Origin of the sequence: Pseudanabaena sp. BC1403 (assembly GCF_002914585.1) — a bacterium.
GTDB lineage: Bacteria > Cyanobacteriota > Cyanobacteriia > Pseudanabaenales > Pseudanabaenaceae > Pseudanabaena.
The window spans coordinates 1-15,283 of the sequence record NZ_PDDM01000013.1; the positions used below are offsets into that span (position 1 = coordinate 1).

Annotated in this window: 19 protein-coding genes; 10 read left to right on the forward strand and 9 right to left on the reverse strand. The window is 41.9% G+C overall.

Going from position 1 to position 15,283, the window contains the following annotated elements; translation table 11 throughout:
- Nucleotides 1–480: 480 nt before the first annotated feature.
- Nucleotides 481–801 carry a ferredoxin gene (locus CQ839_RS12890; protein ID WP_258040727.1) on the reverse strand — a complete coding sequence of 107 codons (321 nt, stop codon included), beginning with the start codon at nucleotides 799–801 and terminating at the stop codon, nucleotides 481–483.
- Between the two features lie 18 nt (nucleotides 802–819).
- Nucleotides 820–1,272 (reverse strand): universal stress protein, encoded by a 453-nt coding sequence (locus CQ839_RS12895; RefSeq protein ID WP_103668693.1) that lies wholly within the window; start codon nucleotides 1,270–1,272, stop codon nucleotides 820–822.
- Between the two features lie 271 nt (nucleotides 1,273–1,543).
- On the opposite strand from CQ839_RS12895, the gene CQ839_RS12900 reads away from it, so the two are divergent.
- From CQ839_RS12900 to cruF, 6 genes are all read left to right on the forward strand, one after another.
- The gene (locus tag CQ839_RS12900; protein ID WP_103668694.1) at nucleotides 1,544–2,551 is read left to right on the forward strand and encodes a cysteine synthase A; all 1,008 of its coding nucleotides are present in this window, start codon (nucleotides 1,544–1,546) and stop codon (nucleotides 2,549–2,551) included.
- Nucleotides 2,552–2,555: 4 nt separating this feature from the next.
- Complete coding sequence (gene mutT, locus CQ839_RS12905; protein ID WP_103668824.1) at nucleotides 2,556–2,987, forward strand: 8-oxo-dGTP diphosphatase MutT; 432 nt, start codon at nucleotides 2,556–2,558, stop codon at nucleotides 2,985–2,987.
- 23 nt (nucleotides 2,988–3,010) lie between these two features.
- Nucleotides 3,011–3,928, forward strand: coding sequence for a DUF2887 domain-containing protein (locus tag CQ839_RS12910; protein WP_103668695.1), 918 nt, complete (start codon nucleotides 3,011–3,013; stop codon nucleotides 3,926–3,928).
- Nucleotides 3,929–4,000: 72 nt separating this feature from the next.
- Nucleotides 4,001–4,516, forward strand: coding sequence for a tetratricopeptide repeat protein (locus tag CQ839_RS12915; RefSeq protein WP_103668696.1), 516 nt, complete (start codon nucleotides 4,001–4,003; stop codon nucleotides 4,514–4,516).
- 176 nt (nucleotides 4,517–4,692) lie between these two features.
- Entirely contained in the window at nucleotides 4,693–4,848 is a 156-nt protein-coding gene (locus tag CQ839_RS25140) for a hypothetical protein (RefSeq protein WP_181016193.1), read from the forward strand.
- Between the two features lie 39 nt (nucleotides 4,849–4,887).
- Entirely contained in the window at nucleotides 4,888–5,811 is a 924-nt protein-coding gene (cruF, locus tag CQ839_RS12920; protein ID WP_103668697.1) for a gamma-carotene 1'-hydroxylase CruF, read from the forward strand.
- A gap of 48 nt (nucleotides 5,812–5,859) precedes the next feature.
- Here the strand turns inward: cruF and CQ839_RS12925 are convergent, their stop codons facing one another.
- On the reverse strand, nucleotides 5,860–6,558 hold the full coding sequence (locus CQ839_RS12925; RefSeq protein WP_103668698.1) for a response regulator: 699 nt from the start codon (nucleotides 6,556–6,558) through the stop codon (nucleotides 5,860–5,862).
- 209 nt (nucleotides 6,559–6,767) lie between these two features.
- On the opposite strand from CQ839_RS12925, the gene CQ839_RS12930 reads away from it, so the two are divergent.
- From CQ839_RS12930 to CQ839_RS12940, 3 genes are read left to right on the forward strand one after another with little or no spacing between them, the layout of a single operon-like run.
- Nucleotides 6,768–6,992, forward strand: a complete 225-nt coding sequence (locus CQ839_RS12930; protein WP_103668825.1) for a DNA-directed RNA polymerase subunit omega — start codon at nucleotides 6,768–6,770, stop codon at nucleotides 6,990–6,992.
- A gap of 48 nt (nucleotides 6,993–7,040) precedes the next feature.
- A complete protein-coding gene (locus tag CQ839_RS12935; protein ID WP_103668699.1) occupies nucleotides 7,041–7,427 on the forward strand; it encodes a DUF1818 family protein in 387 nt (128 codons plus the stop codon).
- 24 nt (nucleotides 7,428–7,451) lie between these two features.
- Nucleotides 7,452–8,039, forward strand: a complete 588-nt coding sequence (locus CQ839_RS12940; RefSeq protein ID WP_103668700.1) for a Uma2 family endonuclease — start codon at nucleotides 7,452–7,454, stop codon at nucleotides 8,037–8,039.
- A gap of 67 nt (nucleotides 8,040–8,106) precedes the next feature.
- Here the strand turns inward: CQ839_RS12940 and CQ839_RS12945 are convergent, their stop codons facing one another.
- The 5 genes from CQ839_RS12945 to CQ839_RS12965 all read right to left on the reverse strand — a co-directional run bounded on the left by CQ839_RS12945 (nucleotide 8,107) and on the right by CQ839_RS12965 (nucleotide 13,859).
- The gene (locus tag CQ839_RS12945; RefSeq protein WP_103668701.1) at nucleotides 8,107–8,592 is read right to left on the reverse strand and encodes a hypothetical protein; all 486 of its coding nucleotides are present in this window, start codon (nucleotides 8,590–8,592) and stop codon (nucleotides 8,107–8,109) included.
- Between the two features lie 172 nt (nucleotides 8,593–8,764).
- A complete protein-coding gene (locus tag CQ839_RS12950) occupies nucleotides 8,765–9,154 on the reverse strand; it encodes a response regulator (RefSeq protein WP_103668702.1) in 390 nt (129 codons plus the stop codon).
- 65 nt (nucleotides 9,155–9,219) lie between these two features.
- The gene (locus CQ839_RS12955; protein WP_103668703.1) at nucleotides 9,220–9,594 is read right to left on the reverse strand and encodes a response regulator; all 375 of its coding nucleotides are present in this window, start codon (nucleotides 9,592–9,594) and stop codon (nucleotides 9,220–9,222) included.
- A 211-nt stretch (nucleotides 9,595–9,805) separates the two neighbouring features.
- Complete coding sequence (locus tag CQ839_RS12960) at nucleotides 9,806–11,950, reverse strand: ATP-binding protein (RefSeq protein ID WP_103668704.1); 2,145 nt, start codon at nucleotides 11,948–11,950, stop codon at nucleotides 9,806–9,808.
- 349 nt (nucleotides 11,951–12,299) lie between these two features.
- Nucleotides 12,300–13,859 carry a response regulator gene (locus tag CQ839_RS12965; RefSeq protein ID WP_181016194.1) on the reverse strand — a complete coding sequence of 520 codons (1,560 nt, stop codon included), beginning with the start codon at nucleotides 13,857–13,859 and terminating at the stop codon, nucleotides 12,300–12,302.
- Between the two features lie 196 nt (nucleotides 13,860–14,055).
- Here CQ839_RS12965 and CQ839_RS12970 point away from each other — a divergent pair, with 196 nt between their 5' ends.
- The gene (locus tag CQ839_RS12970; RefSeq protein ID WP_103668706.1) at nucleotides 14,056–14,703 is read left to right on the forward strand and encodes a Uma2 family endonuclease; all 648 of its coding nucleotides are present in this window, start codon (nucleotides 14,056–14,058) and stop codon (nucleotides 14,701–14,703) included.
- Here the strand turns inward: CQ839_RS12970 and CQ839_RS12975 are convergent.
- The gene (locus CQ839_RS12975) at nucleotides 14,695–15,273 is read right to left on the reverse strand and encodes a Uma2 family endonuclease (protein ID WP_103668707.1); all 579 of its coding nucleotides are present in this window, start codon (nucleotides 15,271–15,273) and stop codon (nucleotides 14,695–14,697) included. The two genes, CQ839_RS12970 and CQ839_RS12975, sit on opposite strands and share 9 nt — an antisense overlap.
- Nucleotides 15,274–15,283 lie beyond the last annotated feature (10 nt).

A 15,283-nucleotide genomic window follows, 5' to 3' on the forward strand; every position in this document is an offset into this window, starting at 1 on the left:
GAAATTTTGGGCAAGGTTAAAACATCATGTCAGTAAGATTATAGGAAAATGTGAAAGTTTATGGGATGCCGTACAGCAAGCCTTCTGTCAATTGTCCTAACTATCCCTTTCTTTGCTATAGTTGCAGTCATACCAATTCACAAAAGTGTGACAACACTTCTGTGAATTGGTATGACCAAACCCTGTAAGGGTTTTATAGCAAAAAAAGATCTAGTTAGGACATAGCATTAGCATCTAAAAGGCTCTATTGCTAGGAAAGCCATATATAAATATGTCCTATCTTTCCCTTTTTTTACTATACAAACACAAAATGGCTGCGCCACTTTGTGTTTTGGTATCACTTGTCTTAGAACAAATCAAAACCCAAGAATTGATTGGCGGCGCTTCGCGCCGCCAATCAATTCTTGGGTTTTATGTTCTAGTGCGCTTGGCGACGGCTATAAATGTAAATAAATTTATGAAGTTTAACTCAAACCGACGTTAGTTAGGATGTAATCGAGGATGCATCATTGAGGGGATCTCTACATTGCCAAGTAAATGCATTTCAATAATTGCCTGAGATTTTTCAGGCGTAACATGCCAGTAATACACATTATCTGGTAACACAACAACTATTGGGCCAGAGCCGCATAGTCCTATACATCCGCAAGCTTCTACACTTACATTTGCAATTTTTTGCTGTTGTAATGTTGCCAAAACTTTAGCCGCACCATCTTTTGTACAGGTGAGATACTGACAGACAAGAACTTGACGGATGGGATAATTATCCAAGGTATCGATCGCAGTTTTTAATATCGACAATGTATGGAGATCTAAATTCTAGCGCACGACTAAAACTGGTGAAGCACAATGGTGCAATACGTAATCGCTGACGCTACCCAGCATCAGCCTTTCGACTGAACCCAATCCTCGCGATCCCACTATTAATAAATCGGGATTTTCCTCTTTTGCCACGTAGCAAATTACATCACGAGGTTGACCTATTTCCAATCTGGTACGACCATCGACCTGTGCAGATTGACAAGTGTCTTGAGCCTTTTGCAGCAGAGCTTGACCTGCATTCAAAATTTTACGCTCTAGCTCTATGTCAGGAAGTCCGCGCCAGCCGACCCAATCACCAGTGGGCAGCATGACTTCAGGAATATAGCTGCTGAGTGGTTCAACTACAGTCAGCAAGACAATTTCGGCTTTTAGCGGAGCAGCAAAAGTCAAGGCTTTTGCAAGCACATTTTCGCTAGCTTGAGAGCCATCAATAGCAACTAAGAATTTCATATGGTTACCTTAATATAGAACTTATATTGTCTGTAAAGCATCTGTAATGCTTGGTAAGTAATGCATTCGTTGCATATATAGCGATCGCTAATTTTAATTTTCAAGATTTGGTTAATCTAGCGCGTTTATTTGCAATAAATGGGGTGTAACTGCAATAAACCGAGAAAACTCAAATTTGCAAATATCTATATAACTAATTACAGACCCAAATATACTGAAGTTAATAAACAAGTTGTAAATCTTTGCTGTAGTTCATCTCTTGTAATATTCCATGACACGCGATATTCGTATTGGTTTTGCTAACTCTGTGGGTAATACCCCCCTGATTAAAATTGAGTCTCTTTCAGAAGCAACTGGCTGCACTATTTTAGGGAAAGCTGAATTTCTGAATCCTGGTGGTAGTGTTAAGGATCGAGCTGCTTTGTTTATGGTGTTAGAGGCTGAAAAAGCAGGAACACTCAAAGCTGGTGGCACAATTGTGGAAGGTACGGCAGGTAATACTGGTATTGGACTCGCTCTTGTTGCTAATGCGCGTGGTTATCGCAGTGTGATTGTGATGCCTAGTAATCAATCGCAAGAAAAAATTGATTTGCTCAAGACTTTGGGTGCTCAAGTAGAACTCACTAATCCTGCGCCTTTCTCTAGCCCTGATAATTACTATCATGTTGCTCGAAAACGAGCCGAAGAAGTTGAAAATGCTTTCTGGGCAAATCAGTTTGAGAATATGTCTAATTCGGATGCACACTACTACACAACTGCTCCTGAGATTTGGAGTCAAACTGCTGGAGAACTGGATGGGATCGTTATGTCTTCTGGGACTGGAGGCACAATTGGTGGTGTGACAGCTTATCTAAAAGAACAAAATTCTGCGATCGCAACTTATTTAATTGACCCGACTGGTTCAGGTTTGTATAGCTATATTACAACGGGCGAATTTAAGGCTGAGGGTAATTCAATTACAGAAGGTATTGGCATTAACCGAGCAACGGCAAATTTTAACCGCGCTAGATTAGATGGGGCTTTCCAAGGAACCGACCAGCAAGTAATTGAGATGTCACAATATTTGCTAAAGCATGATGGCTTATTTATCGGCAGTTCGGCGGCGTTGAATGCAGTTGGTGCTGTCAAGTTGGCGCGAAAACTGGGCAAAGGTCACACGATCGCGACAATTCTCTGTGATGGTGGTGGTCGATATCAGAGCCGAATGTATAACCCAGAATGGTTAGCAGAAAAAGGCTTAACTCCAGTGTCTAAAGGCTTGGACTTTATGGATGACTAATTTGATGACTGATTTAACAACTAAAAAGTATCGATGTATCGGTGTTGGTGTGGTCTGGGATTGCGATCGCCAACGTATTCTAATTGATCGCCGTTTGCCTGAAGGTGAACTGGCGGGATATTGGGAGTTTCCTGGCGGCAAGATTGAGGGACATGAAACTGCGGCGGAATGCATTAAGCGGGAGTTGCAAGAAGAACTGGCGATCGATGTTGAAGTTGGCGATCATTTGATCACAGTTGATTTTGAATATGAAACGCTGCGGGTAAGTCTGATTGTGCATCACTGTCGTCATATTTCGGGAGAACCGCAGACGCTCGCCTGTTCAGAAATTTGCTGGGTAACCGTTGACGAATTAGATAGCTATCAATTACCTGCTGCCAATTATCAAATTGTCCATGCTTTAAAAGCATCACAGGCTCTTGGCGAGATGAATTAACTTATGAAATTTTTTGTTGATCTATGAAAACCGACAAGCTATTTTACCGAATCTTCTTAAGCCAACCCAGTTTGATTGCCGAATTGTTATCGGATATACCTGAAGATTGTCAATTTGAATATAGCGCTCCCGTTGTCAAGGAAAAAGAAATTCGCTTGGATGGATTGCTAACACCAGTTAGTGAAAATCCTGATTTACCGATCATTTTTCTCGAAGCCCAAATGCAACGAGATCAAGAATTTTATGGTCGTTACTTTAGTGGCTTATTTGTTTATCTGCATCAATATAAAATCACAAGACTTTGGCGAGGACTTCTGATCTTGCGCGATCGCAGTCAAGATTTAGGCTCAGAAAGAACCTATCAAACCCTTCTCAACAAGCAAGTCCAAAGATTATATTTAGACGATTTACTAACTCAAGAAAACCTAAGCCCCAATTTAGCCATCTTGAAACTAATAGTAACACCAGAAAACGAGGTCGTATCATTAGCTCAGAGCATTTTAGGCGGTATCGAGACAGCTGAAGAATTTCGACAAAAACTAGATTTGGTAGAAGCTATACTAGTAAATAAATTTCCTGAATTAAGCATAGAGGAAATCCAGAAAATGCTCGATCTTAGAGAAGCTGACATCACTAAAACTCGTTTTTATCAGGAAGTCCTACAAATTGGTCGCCGCGAAGGTGAACAAATCGGTCGCCGCGAAGGTGAACAAATCGGTCGCCGCGAAGGTGAACAATTTGGTTTGCAAATAGGAGAAGCCAATATGGTAATCCGCCAGTTGACTCGCCGTTGCGGTAGTCTCACGCCTCCTCAAATGCAAAAAGTGCGATCGCTTTCCTTACCGCAGTTAGAATCTCTCGGAGAAGCATTGTTGGATTTTAAAAATGTAGCTGATTTAGAAAATTGGTTTAAGTCGATTGTCGTTCAAAAACACCCCTAATTTAACGATTTAGGAGAGAAAGCAAGCACATTGAGAAGGTAAGATGCTTGCGACTAATCATCATATTATTTTATGTCCGAAGAAATCAGTGCTGAGCAACTAGCATCGCAACTATATCAAGAAGGGGTGAGTAACTTTGAGAGTGGCAACTATCAGCAGGCGATCGCCCTGCTAGATCGCGCTCGCGCTTTAGCTATTTTAGAAACTACATTGGGCGGTGAAATTCTGATCTGGCTAGCCAATGCCTACGATGCGGTTGGTAAAACGGAGGAAGCGATCGCCATATGTCGCGGCCTCAAAAAACACCCAACTAATAGTGTGCGGAAATCAGCACGTTATATGTTGGGTGTTTTAACTGCACCGCAACTGAGCAAATTGGATGGAGTTGTCTCTGAAGTGCCGATTTTACAGTCGCCTGATACCTATCAATCTAAACCCGTCGCTAGAAGCAAAAGTTCAAGTGATACTGAGAAAAAGCCATTTCGTGAAGTGTCTCTAGAGAAACCCAACACCAATAGCAATAATAATTTTTTATGGTTTGCGATCGCCTTTTCTCTCTTGCTTTTAGCCGCTTGGGCAGCAAAATAAACAGAGGAAGTAGCTTTTAGCGGCGCTATTTTCTCTGTTTAAGGGAGCTCCAAGGAAAAATAATATATAAAACCCAAAAATGTGGTGGCGGGCTTAGCCCGCCACCACATTTTTGGGAGCAATTATTTTGTATAAGTCCCTAAGCACTGTAAACATCAAACTCAAAAATGAATGGTATGCTAGCTTATACTTTTGTTAAGTTACTTAAAGCAAAATTCAAACTTACAGAGATTTGCGATCAAGAGAGCCGCAATATTTTTGTTGCAGGTGCTGCTTTACAGCAGCACCTGCAACAAAAATATTGCTTCTGGTTTCAGATCAAAATGCAGTAAACAAGTAAATTTCAACTATTTCTGGGAGTAAATGGCGTGATGAGGCGAGCGATCCCCGCACAATGGCTTAATTTAGGAATGCACCTAATTTCAATGGTGTTTGGTCTTTTTGGCTTGATTTTTGTACTACCAAATACCAAGTTTATTGAAAGCTTATCTGAAGCTGGTTTGCAGGTCTTTTCATGGGGAATGCAAAATGGCGGCGCATCCTACATGATTTTTGGTGCGATCGCCGCATTTCTTTACGGTAAGCAAACTATCGGTCTTAAGCGTACTCTTGCGTTTTGCATTCCTGCGATCGGATTGTCAGTAAGCAGCGAATTATTAGGAACTAGTACAGGGTTTCCTTTTGGTGCTTATGCCTATCTGAGCGGATTAGGTTACAAAATCGCTGGCTTAGTCCCATTTACAATTCCCCTTTCATGGTTCTATATGGGCTTCTCAGCCTTCTTACTGTCTGCAACTTTGATGCGCTTCGGTACAGGTTGGGGCTATAGGATTGCCGCGATCGCACTCGGCGCTTTGATGCTGACATCATGGGACTTTGTACTTGATCCCGCGATGAGCCAAACTCCTTATCCTTTCTGGGAATGGCATCAAGCAGGCGAATTTTATGGAATGCCTTACCAAAACTTTTTTGGTTGGTTTGGAACTGGCTCATTATTTATGACCGTTGCATCACTAATTTGGGGCAAAAATAATCAACCAATTCTCAACCGTCAGCAAATCACTTTCCCAGCGATTATATATGCTGGAAATTTCATGTTTGCATTGATCCTGAGCTTTAATGCAGGATTTTATATCCCGGCTTTGTTAGGGATTGCTGTTGGTGCTTTGCCACTTGTCGTGCTTTATCTGACCACACCTAATGGTGAAGATGACAATGCGATCACTAACTCTGATGCCAATATTCCAGTTGTAGTAGTCGATACTTCTAAGATAGAAACGATCGCAACTCGTTAAAATAATTGTCAAAATAAAAAAGGGTAGTCGCTTAGCGACTACCCTTTTTTATTTGCCTTGCAAGGATTTTAGCTCTCGCAGAATTACCATCAAACCTTTGTTTTGGTGATCAATTTGTTCTGAAATTTTTTCCATGCGTTGATTCAGGGATTTGATCGCGTTGTCTTGATGCTCGATTCGAGTATTTAACTCGATAAACCGCGCCACAACTTCGCGCTGAATCAAGTTCTCTATCCCTTGTACTAGCAAAGTCTCAGTCGCGGTCAGGCGATTGACGATCATTTGTAGACTAGGCTCTTCAGCACGAGGCATCTCTTTAGGCACAGTAGATACAGGTGCAGTACGAGAAGTTGCCGCAGAACTTGTTTGTTGAGCAGTCTCAGGAGTCAAAAAGTTCTGAATGCGGGCAACTAATACATCCGCTTCAAAGGGCTTTTCGAGGAAATCAAACTCAGTGAACGGTTCAGGTACATGCTCGGTGACTTGCTCTTTGAGTCCCGAAATCATGATTACAGGGACTTTTTGTAATCCTTCAACACGACGGATTGCCTGTAAGGTTTGATAGCCATTGTATTTGGGCATCACAAAATCGAGCAAAATTAGGTCAGGAAAGGCTCGGCGAGCAGCATCTAAACCTGATTTGCCATCACTTGCTTCTAAGACATCATATTTGCCCGACAAAATGCTTTTAACCATTTTGCGGATCATGATGCTGTCGTCAATTACCAGTACTTTCTTTGCAGTCATGGATTTGAAGAATCCGCCCCAAATAATAGCTATGCGAGACCATCATATTACATCACAAAACTTGGTTGATTGAAATTTTTTCTGATCAACTGCTTTGATTAATCATGTACATCTACTTATTAGTGGGAATATTCCAAGTTTGTAATCTGCATCTGATCAAGATGAGCGCGATCGCGTTAAACTTAAAAGACCCATTTTCTTTCGGTTTTATGGCAAAACGATACACTATTGACTCATCGCAAATTATTCGTCGTGTCGAAGAACTGATAAGCGCATCTTCTAACCGTTATCGCATTACCGTTCAAGTTGCGAACCGCGCCAAACTCAGACGATATGAAGATGATGACTATGACGATCGCATGATGAAGCCGATTTTACGCGCCATTATGGAAATGTCTGACGAAATTTCCCAGCCTGAAATTTTGAGCGACTGAAAGCCCTAGAGTTGGCGGCGCTTAGCACCGCCAACTTTGCTAATTACTATGCTAAATTTCGCATCTCAAGATACATCTAAGCAGTTGTTAAGCGGTGAAGGTTGGCGGATTGGTCTGCGCTCGGATGTCGATTTGTATAAGGGATTGGTGGGGACTGACAGTTGGGCGATCGAGCTAACTGAACGTGAGTTTAAAGATTTTTGTAAGCTAGCATCACAACTTGCCGAGACGATGCAGATTATGGCAGCAGAGCTGTCGGACGGCGAGAAGATTTGTTGTACGTTGGAAACTGAAGATATCAGCCTTGAAGTTAATGGGTTTCCCCATGCTTTTACTTTACATTTACAATTATTGACTGAGCGAAGTTTTGAAGGTTTTTGGGATGCGGCGGCTGTACCTTTTTTAATCACGGCGATCGCAAATCTCGTTGGCTAATCATCACAGCTAGGAGTTGAAAAAATGACCATTGTTGTTATTGAAAAAACTACGCCTGAATCAGAAGTAAAGCAAAAGCTGACATTAGAGCAATTTTTGCAATTGCCCGACCTTGATGGAAGTTATGAACTATTTGAAGGAGATTGCATAAAAAAAATGTCACCAAAGTTTTTTCATTCTTCTTTAACAACTGTGTTTTGGGTCGAGCTTTCGGCATGGTGTGATGGACGTGGGCGAGTGAGGGTCGAGTGGTCGGTAGTCCTCAAACGACGTGGACAAGATTGGGTTCCTGTACCTGATTTGCTATATGTTTCTCACGATCGCCTTGCTGTAGATTGGCGTGAGGATACTCCTTGTCCTGTATTGCCTGAGTTGGTGATTGAGATTGTATCGCCCGAACAGACTTTTAATCAGTTAGCCCAGAAAGCGATGGACTATTTGAATGCTGGAGTTGATCGAGTGTGGGTAGTTTATCCACCGATGCGAAGTCTGACCGTGTTTTTTGTCGATCGCCCACCTGAGACTTATCGCCGCGATCGGCTATTAACAGATGAGATATTTCCTAACTTGGCTGTGACATCAGAGCAGTTTTTTGTGAAGGCAGGAATTTAGATCGCTTGTGCTCAAAACCAAAAGAGAGTGGCGGTGCAAAGCACCGCCACTCTCTTTTAGTTTGCAATTATGCCGAGAGAACGTGTGGCGTAAAATCTTCTATTTCTTGCAAATAAGAATTTGTTTGGAGTAGTCGCGAAGGGTTTGTGAATAAATGAATTTTGCTCCAAGAGTCGCTATAGTCGGTGTCTGCGATTAAGGAGGATACTAACTCATTGGAGATTGAATGCCACTGTGCATTGGTGGCATTCAATTGTTGCCATTTAAATGTGACTTCACTGTACTCTGTGCAAATTTGTCTGCTGTCATAATTAGGGTCATGCTCAATCCAAGTTAGACGATTAGGATTAAGCTGAAAATCCTGAATAATCTGTGTGGCAAGCTTTTCAATCTGAGATGGAATAAACCAACCAATTTCACAGTTTTGGGGTGAGACGATCACGACTTGCTGTCCAAACTGTTGATAGATAATGCGTAAATGACATTGCAGTTGCCAAATTGCAGAATCTTGACCAGTAACGTGACATTGATAAAAGAGATTGATGTTTTTCATAAAGTTAAATTGTGTGACCTAAGCTGCAATATCAAACAACAGAGCTTGATTTAAAAAAGATAATGAGGGAATGATGAGGAGAATCTGTAGTTAGTGAAGTATTTTTCAAATAATTCGTTGTACTGAAATAAAAATCATTTTTTTGGGCAAAAATGTTGCTAAGCGATCGCAGCTACCAGCCTAAAATCTTGGTAATTTCAGGAACGATTTTGATCGCACTAAAGGGTTTGGCGATCGCGCCTTTGACTCCCAGTTTGGTAAGTTTTTGGGGCTCCAGCAGATCTACGCGAGCGGTGATAAGTACAACAGGGATATCAGCAAGTTGAGGATCGGCTTTTAAGTTTTTGAGGAAGGTAAACCCATCCATATTTGGCATCATCATGTCCAGCAAAATTGCATCAGGTTTTGCCTGAGCTGCTGCGGCTAATCCTTTGTCGCCAGAAGTCGCGATCACTGGTCGCCAATCGCTGAAATTATCTATACAAGCCTCTACAATTTGGAGAATGTAGTCTTCATCATCAATCAATAAAATCGTTTTACTAGATGCACGTTGCGTTTCCATTTTGTTTTTTAATTACTAGTCACTAGTGTAAAAAACAAAAATGAGGACAATCTGAGAGATCGGAATTACCAACCAAGCATCTCGGCAATTTGATCGGAAATTTTGAGAGGCTCAAAGGGCTTGGCGATTGTTCCTACTACTCCTAACTGGGCAAATCGTTCGCGATCGCTTACCTGTACCTTCGCTGTTAAGAAGATTACGGGAATATTTTGAGTAAGTGGATTTTTTTGCAAGTTTTGATAGACGGTGATGCCATCCATTGTCGGCATCATCACATCAAGGAGGATTGCGTCAGGCTTGAGGGTTTCCAAAAGGCTAAGTCCTGCTTTGCCAGAATTAGCCTTTTGTACTTTCCATCCTTTAAAGCTTTCTAGGCATACAGCAATGACTTCCGCAATATTTGGCTCGTCATCAATAAGTAAAATTGATTTGGTCGTCATAAATTTAGAATCTCCTCTTAGGATTGCAAATCAAATAAATTACTTTCTACTGTGACTCTAAGAAATCCCCCTCAATCCCCCTTAAAAAGGGGGAAGAATTAAATTCTCCCCCCTTTTTAAGGGGGGCTGGGGGGGATCTAGACAGTTCTTAAATGGTGTCCAAAAAACCAATAATTGTAGAGTCGAGCTTCGCTCGACTCTACAATTATTCTTAGCTTATGCGATGGGGAATGGTAAATGAAAAGGTACTGCCTTCTGACAATACACTCTCGACCCATATCTTGCCACCATGTTGTTGGACAATACTGCGACAGATCGCCAAACCTAAGCCTGTGCCTCCCATTTGACGTGAATCGGAAGCATCGACTTGGTGGAATCGTTCAAAAATACTTTCGAGATGATCGGCTGGAATACCACGCCCGCGATCGCATACTCGAAAGACAATCTCATTAGCAATTTGTTCGGCTTCAAGTTGCACCTGACTTTGAGGTGGCGAAAACTTAACGGCATTACTGAGCAAATTAACTAAGGTTTGGACGAGGCGATCGCGATCGGCAAAAACTTGCTGTGGCTGGACATTGCATAATATTTCGATCTGGCTTTCGGCTGCGATCGCCTGCATCGTTTCGATCGCCTGTTGACATAGCTCAAGCACATCATACCAATTGCGATCAAGTGTGACTTTGCTAGATTCTAAACGCTCTAAGTCCAGAATGTCATTAACCAGCCGCACTAATCTTTCGGTATCTGAGGAGGCAATATTGAGCATGTTTTGGGCAGTCTCAGGTCGATTAGCCAATACACCTGAAGAGATCAAGCCTAATGCGCCCCGAATCGAAGCTAATGGAGTTCTGAGTTCATGGCTAACAATGGAAATAAATTCACTTTTGATCCGATCAACTTTTAATTTCTCAGTAATATCTTCGCCAATACTCAGGGTTCCAATAATTTCGTTTTCTTGATTACGCAGAATAGTATTGTTCCAAGAGATCATTCTTTCTTCGCCAGCCTTTGTGACTATGGCATTTTGATAATATTTCGGAAAGTCATTAATCAGTAGGCTAGAAAAACCCTCTCTGATCTCCGATTGATCGATCTGGGGTATAAATTGAGAGAACCAGTCTTTGCCGATTACTTCCTCCATGTCATAGCCTGTAAGCGCTAACAAAAATGGATTGATATATTCCACCTCTCCCCCACAGTTCAAACCCACTACGATTAAACTGACATTATCTAGTAAATATTGCCAACGACGGTTTGATTCTTGGAGAGCGATTTCATTCAGTTTGTTCTGCGTAATGTCATAGAAGATCGATAGTATCGTGGCAATTTCGCCATCTGAAGCATATTCAGGAATGAGATGAGCGCGATAATATCCCATGCTCTGATCTTCTGGAAATGGATATTCGATTTCATATCGCTGGTCTTGACCAGTTTCGAGCAATCTGTGAGCAGCAGATTCAAGCATGGCTACATTCTTTTCAGGGAATCCCATTTCGCGCAGGGTTTTACCCAGAAACTCTTTAGCGGGGATACCTGTAGCTCTTTCTACGGCTGGATTAGCATAGAGATAACGCATTTGGTGATCGAGGCGAAGCGTCACGTTCGGCGAATTCTCGGCAAGGGCGATAAATTCCTGTTGGCGTTGATATAGCTCGGCAGTGCGCTCAACCACACGATTTTCTAAGTTTGCGTTAGCTAGCTGAAGTGCAAGTTCGACATTTTTGCGTTCCCCAATTTCTTTCTCTAAAGAGAGATTTGCAATCTGAAGATTGCGATAGAGTTCAGCTTGTTGAATCGCGATCGCTAACTGCACCGATAACTGCTGAAGTAAGCGAATATCTGACTCTTCCCAAATCCGTGGAGACTCACATTGATGGGCGATTAGCAACCCCCATAAAGTTTGAGTTTGGTTATCAGTTATGAGGATTGGTAAGACTAAATTTGCCCTTACCTGAAACTGTTCCATTAGGTTCAGATGGCATTCATGCAAGTTAGCCTTATAAACATCTGAAGTCGAGAAAACTCGCCCTTCTCGATACATTCCACCGAGATTGCCTTGAAAACAGCACTCGTCAATGTGTTGATTTAGACAGGGTTTCCATGGTGAGAGAACTGACTCTGCGACAACAGTTCCAGTCATGTCAGGATTGAACTGATAAACAATGGAACGATCAGCATTTAAGAATGCACGTACTTCTTGGACAATCGAGTTAGCAATATCTTCTATACTGAGATATTGCCGAATATGAAGCGCAATTTTAGCAATTAAAATTTCCTGCTGTTGCGATCGCCTCATTTTGCGAGTGAATTGAGAAATCGAGCTAGAGATCGGATTGGAAGATGAATCTGGCATGATTTCGGGCAATATTGAGAAAATACTTTATTTGCACAACTTGAGACAATAAGTATATTTAGCATAGCCTATAAAAATGAAGACAATCTGAAGGAATCAAGTCGATGTGGGGATATTTAGAAACCATTTAAGAATTACTTTCTGCGGTCAAAAGCTCCAAGAGATCCCCCTCAATCCCCCTTAAAAAGGTGGAGGAATTAAATTCTCCCCCTTTTTAAGGGTCTAGCTCAATTCTTACAGCAATTACCGATCAAACGAACCACAAGAAAAAATTTAAAAGCGTTGCTTCGCAACGCTTTTAAATTTTTTCTTGGTTTGGGTTTAAGCGCAAAGCGCAGTAAATGGTTTCTTAACCATAATGGTGTGTATGCCCATTCCCATCTGCCGCCTGCCTCAGACGACTACGCTCTAAACGGCTGAGAATGCGTGTATACAAATCTTCCTCCACAATTGGCTTGCTGAGATAATCATCTGCTCCAGCAACAAACAATTGACGAATTGTCTCGCGATCGTGATGAGCCGACAAAAACACAATTGGTAAATCTTTCCATAGCGAAGATGTTCGCATGGATTGACACAAATCCATACCGTTACAGTCTGGCATGATCAAATCCAAAATCAGCAGGTCAGGAGAAGTGGATTCCAAAACCTGCCAAAACTTCTGCGGATCTTGCAAAGTGATCACCTCAAGATTCCAATTTTCCAGTAAAGCCCGCAAAATCGTCAGAATATGCGGATCGTCATCGACAATCATTACTTTGGAGAGATCGCCTTGCTGTTGTTGTGGGTGATGAGATTGGGGCTGAGATGTAGAAATGCTAGGACTTACAGTCTTAAGTGGGTCACAAGTACTTGCTTCTAAATCAGTAATTAATTGCTGCAACATCGGCGGATCAGTCTGCACTAAAGCAAAATCACTTTTGAGTTTCTGCTCGATCTGAAATGCGATCGCCGATCCTTCTGGAAAACCTAAAGAACCCATCGATCCAATGAGCCGATGCGCCTCCATATATCCGTCATAGCGTAAATCTTCGTCCAAGTTGCCCTCATCTAAAGCGATCGCTACTCGACGTAAAAGCGCGATCGACTCTGGCAAAATTGCGATTAACTTCTTAGTCACAATCGCAATTACCTCCAGCACTCGCACCTTATCTATCTGCGATGGGCTTTCTTCAGACAAAGGATTTGTGACTACAGGCTGAACATCAGGTATCTCCGCAGCTTGAAAAGGCTCAGGTTTGAGGCGATATCCCAATCCATATAATGTCTCAATCGGATCTATAGGCAGTCCCGCCGCCTTCAGCTTTTGACGTAATCCCTTAATATGTGTTGTCACCGCCTCCTCACTGGGAAACTCTCCCGCCGACCACACCTGATCGATCAAAGCACTACGGCTAAATACTCGTTGGGGATGTCTGAGAAACAACTCTAATAGCCGATATTCCTTTTGGGTTAAGCGGAAAGGTTTCAGGTTATAACTAAATGTATTTGTTCTAATATCCAGATGAAGCCGCTCCCACGTTAATTCCTGAATGAGATTATCGCGATCGCTATAGCGCCTTAATAACGCCCGAATCCTTGCCAATAATTCCTGAAAGTTATAGGGCTTCACCACATAGTCATCCGCACCTGCCTCTAAACCCATCACGCGATCGTTGGTACTATCCTTTGCGGTTAGCAATAGCACGGGGGTATTGTAACCAGCAGCACGAAGCTTGGTACATAGTCCAATACCATCACTATCAGGCAACATAACATCGAGAATGATCAAATCGTAGGTATAGGTTTCGATGTATTGCCACGCAGTCTTAGCATTGAGAGCAGAATCAATTGTGTAATGCGACTCTGCTAGTAGCTGCGAAAGTAGCTCCGTAGAATGTAGATCGTCTTCAACTAGTAAAATCTTCAAAACATCTTTTACCTTATTGTGAAACACTCATCTGTATAGTCATTGCATCTATCTTCCTCTTAACAATGACATATTGGGTCTGTCTATACGATTATCCTAGGAAATCAAAAACACACTGTAAATACAAATCGAATTTTTAGCTGGGTGTTAAACTGAATATTAGGCGTAAGTACTTGGGCTATTAGGAGTTGAATAGATGATTTTAGCGACAAAGCTAAAGCTTCCTCAGCAATGGCATCTGGCAACTTGGGAAGATTATGAGGCACTGCGAGATGACGAACAGAGCGATCGCTGTAAGTTGTTTTTTGATAATTATCGTTTGTGGGTAGAAATGGGTGCAGAAGGAATTAATCACGCTAAATTTGGCGATTTATTTGCATTTATTTTGTATATCTGCGCTATCAAATTCCCTGATTTGAAGTTGAGTACTTTTGGTGGCTGTCAGATGGAAAAAAGAGGGGCTAGGGCGGCAGCACCTGACATTGTTGTGTATGTTGGGGATGATATTCCCACTTGGCAAGACGGACAATCTCGGTTTATTAATCTCGATCAATGGCGATCACCAGATTTAGTGGGTGAAATTTCAGATACGACTTTGGCAATCGATTTAGATCAAAAGAAGCAAATCTACGCAGATTTAGGAATTACGGAATATTGGGTAATTGATGTCCGTGCTGATCGCATTTTTGCTTTTCAATTAGATGAATCAGGTGCTTATCAACAATGTGAAACTTCTCAGATATTACCAAATTTAGCGATCGCCTTACTGGAACAAACGATGCAAATGTTATCCACAAAAACTAATACTGAAGCCGCTATCTGGTTTTCACAGCAACTAAAATAATTCTGACCAGTTAAAAATCATCTCAGGAAAAGCAAGCGGCGACAGAGTATCTCCCTTTTCATAGCGCTGCATTCTCTTATAACCTGATGCTGATGGTTGTGAATATCCTTCTACTAATTTTTTATTCACATCAAATAGCCACATCTCTGGAACCCCGTTCGCAGCGTAAAGAGGACTTTTGACATCACGATCATAAGCGATCGTGCTATCCGCAACTTCGATAAGCAACAAAATATCGTCAGGCGTAGGCAAAGCCTCTGCATAAAAATCATCACGTAATTTCAAGATCGCCAAATCTGGCTGTGGTTCAGAATGATCGCTCAAGCGAATTGGATTCTGCGCCCAGATAATCGTCCGATTGCCTAATTTGATTTGAAAAGCTCTAGTTGTTTTCGCCACACAAGCTCCATGTTTTCTACCAATGGGCGACATTACTCTGATTTCTCCATTAATTAGTTCAAGGCGATCGCCTTCAGCAAATACACCCACTTCGTGCATCAGCTCATATTGCTGCACTGTGAACTTATACACATTAGATGTGGAGTTTGGTGTAATTAATTGGGCTGTCATCGTAGTTCAC

Coding starts and splice junctions, on each gene's coding strand:
- CQ839_RS12975 (WP_103668707.1), bottom strand. CDS start 15,273: ATGACAGCCCAATTAATTACACCAAACTCCACATCTAATGTGTATAAG.
- CQ839_RS12925 (WP_103668698.1), bottom strand. CDS start 6,558: ATGACTGCAAAGAAAGTACTGGTAATTGACGACAGCATCATGATCCGC.
- CQ839_RS12960 (WP_103668704.1), bottom strand. CDS start 11,950: ATGCCAGATTCATCTTCCAATCCGATCTCTAGCTCGATTTCTCAATTC.
- CQ839_RS12915 (WP_103668696.1), top strand. CDS start 4,001: ATGTCCGAAGAAATCAGTGCTGAGCAACTAGCATCGCAACTATATCAA.
- CQ839_RS12945 (WP_103668701.1), bottom strand. CDS start 8,592: ATGAAAAACATCAATCTCTTTTATCAATGTCACGTTACTGGTCAAGAT.
- CQ839_RS25140 (WP_181016193.1), top strand. CDS start 4,693: ATGCTAGCTTATACTTTTGTTAAGTTACTTAAAGCAAAATTCAAACTT.
- CQ839_RS12970 (WP_103668706.1), top strand. CDS start 14,056: ATGATTTTAGCGACAAAGCTAAAGCTTCCTCAGCAATGGCATCTGGCA.
- CQ839_RS12935 (WP_103668699.1), top strand. CDS start 7,041: ATGCTAAATTTCGCATCTCAAGATACATCTAAGCAGTTGTTAAGCGGT.
- CQ839_RS12950 (WP_103668702.1), bottom strand. CDS start 9,154: ATGGAAACGCAACGTGCATCTAGTAAAACGATTTTATTGATTGATGAT.
- CQ839_RS12940 (WP_103668700.1), top strand. CDS start 7,452: ATGACCATTGTTGTTATTGAAAAAACTACGCCTGAATCAGAAGTAAAG.
- CQ839_RS12910 (WP_103668695.1), top strand. CDS start 3,011: ATGAAAACCGACAAGCTATTTTACCGAATCTTCTTAAGCCAACCCAGT.
- cruF (WP_103668697.1), top strand. CDS start 4,888: ATGAGGCGAGCGATCCCCGCACAATGGCTTAATTTAGGAATGCACCTA.
- mutT (WP_103668824.1), top strand. CDS start 2,556: ATGACTGATTTAACAACTAAAAAGTATCGATGTATCGGTGTTGGTGTG.
- CQ839_RS12895 (WP_103668693.1), bottom strand. CDS start 1,272: ATGAAATTCTTAGTTGCTATTGATGGCTCTCAAGCTAGCGAAAATGTG.
- CQ839_RS12900 (WP_103668694.1), top strand. CDS start 1,544: ATGACACGCGATATTCGTATTGGTTTTGCTAACTCTGTGGGTAATACC.
- CQ839_RS12955 (WP_103668703.1), bottom strand. CDS start 9,594: ATGACGACCAAATCAATTTTACTTATTGATGACGAGCCAAATATTGCG.
- CQ839_RS12930 (WP_103668825.1), top strand. CDS start 6,768: ATGGCAAAACGATACACTATTGACTCATCGCAAATTATTCGTCGTGTC.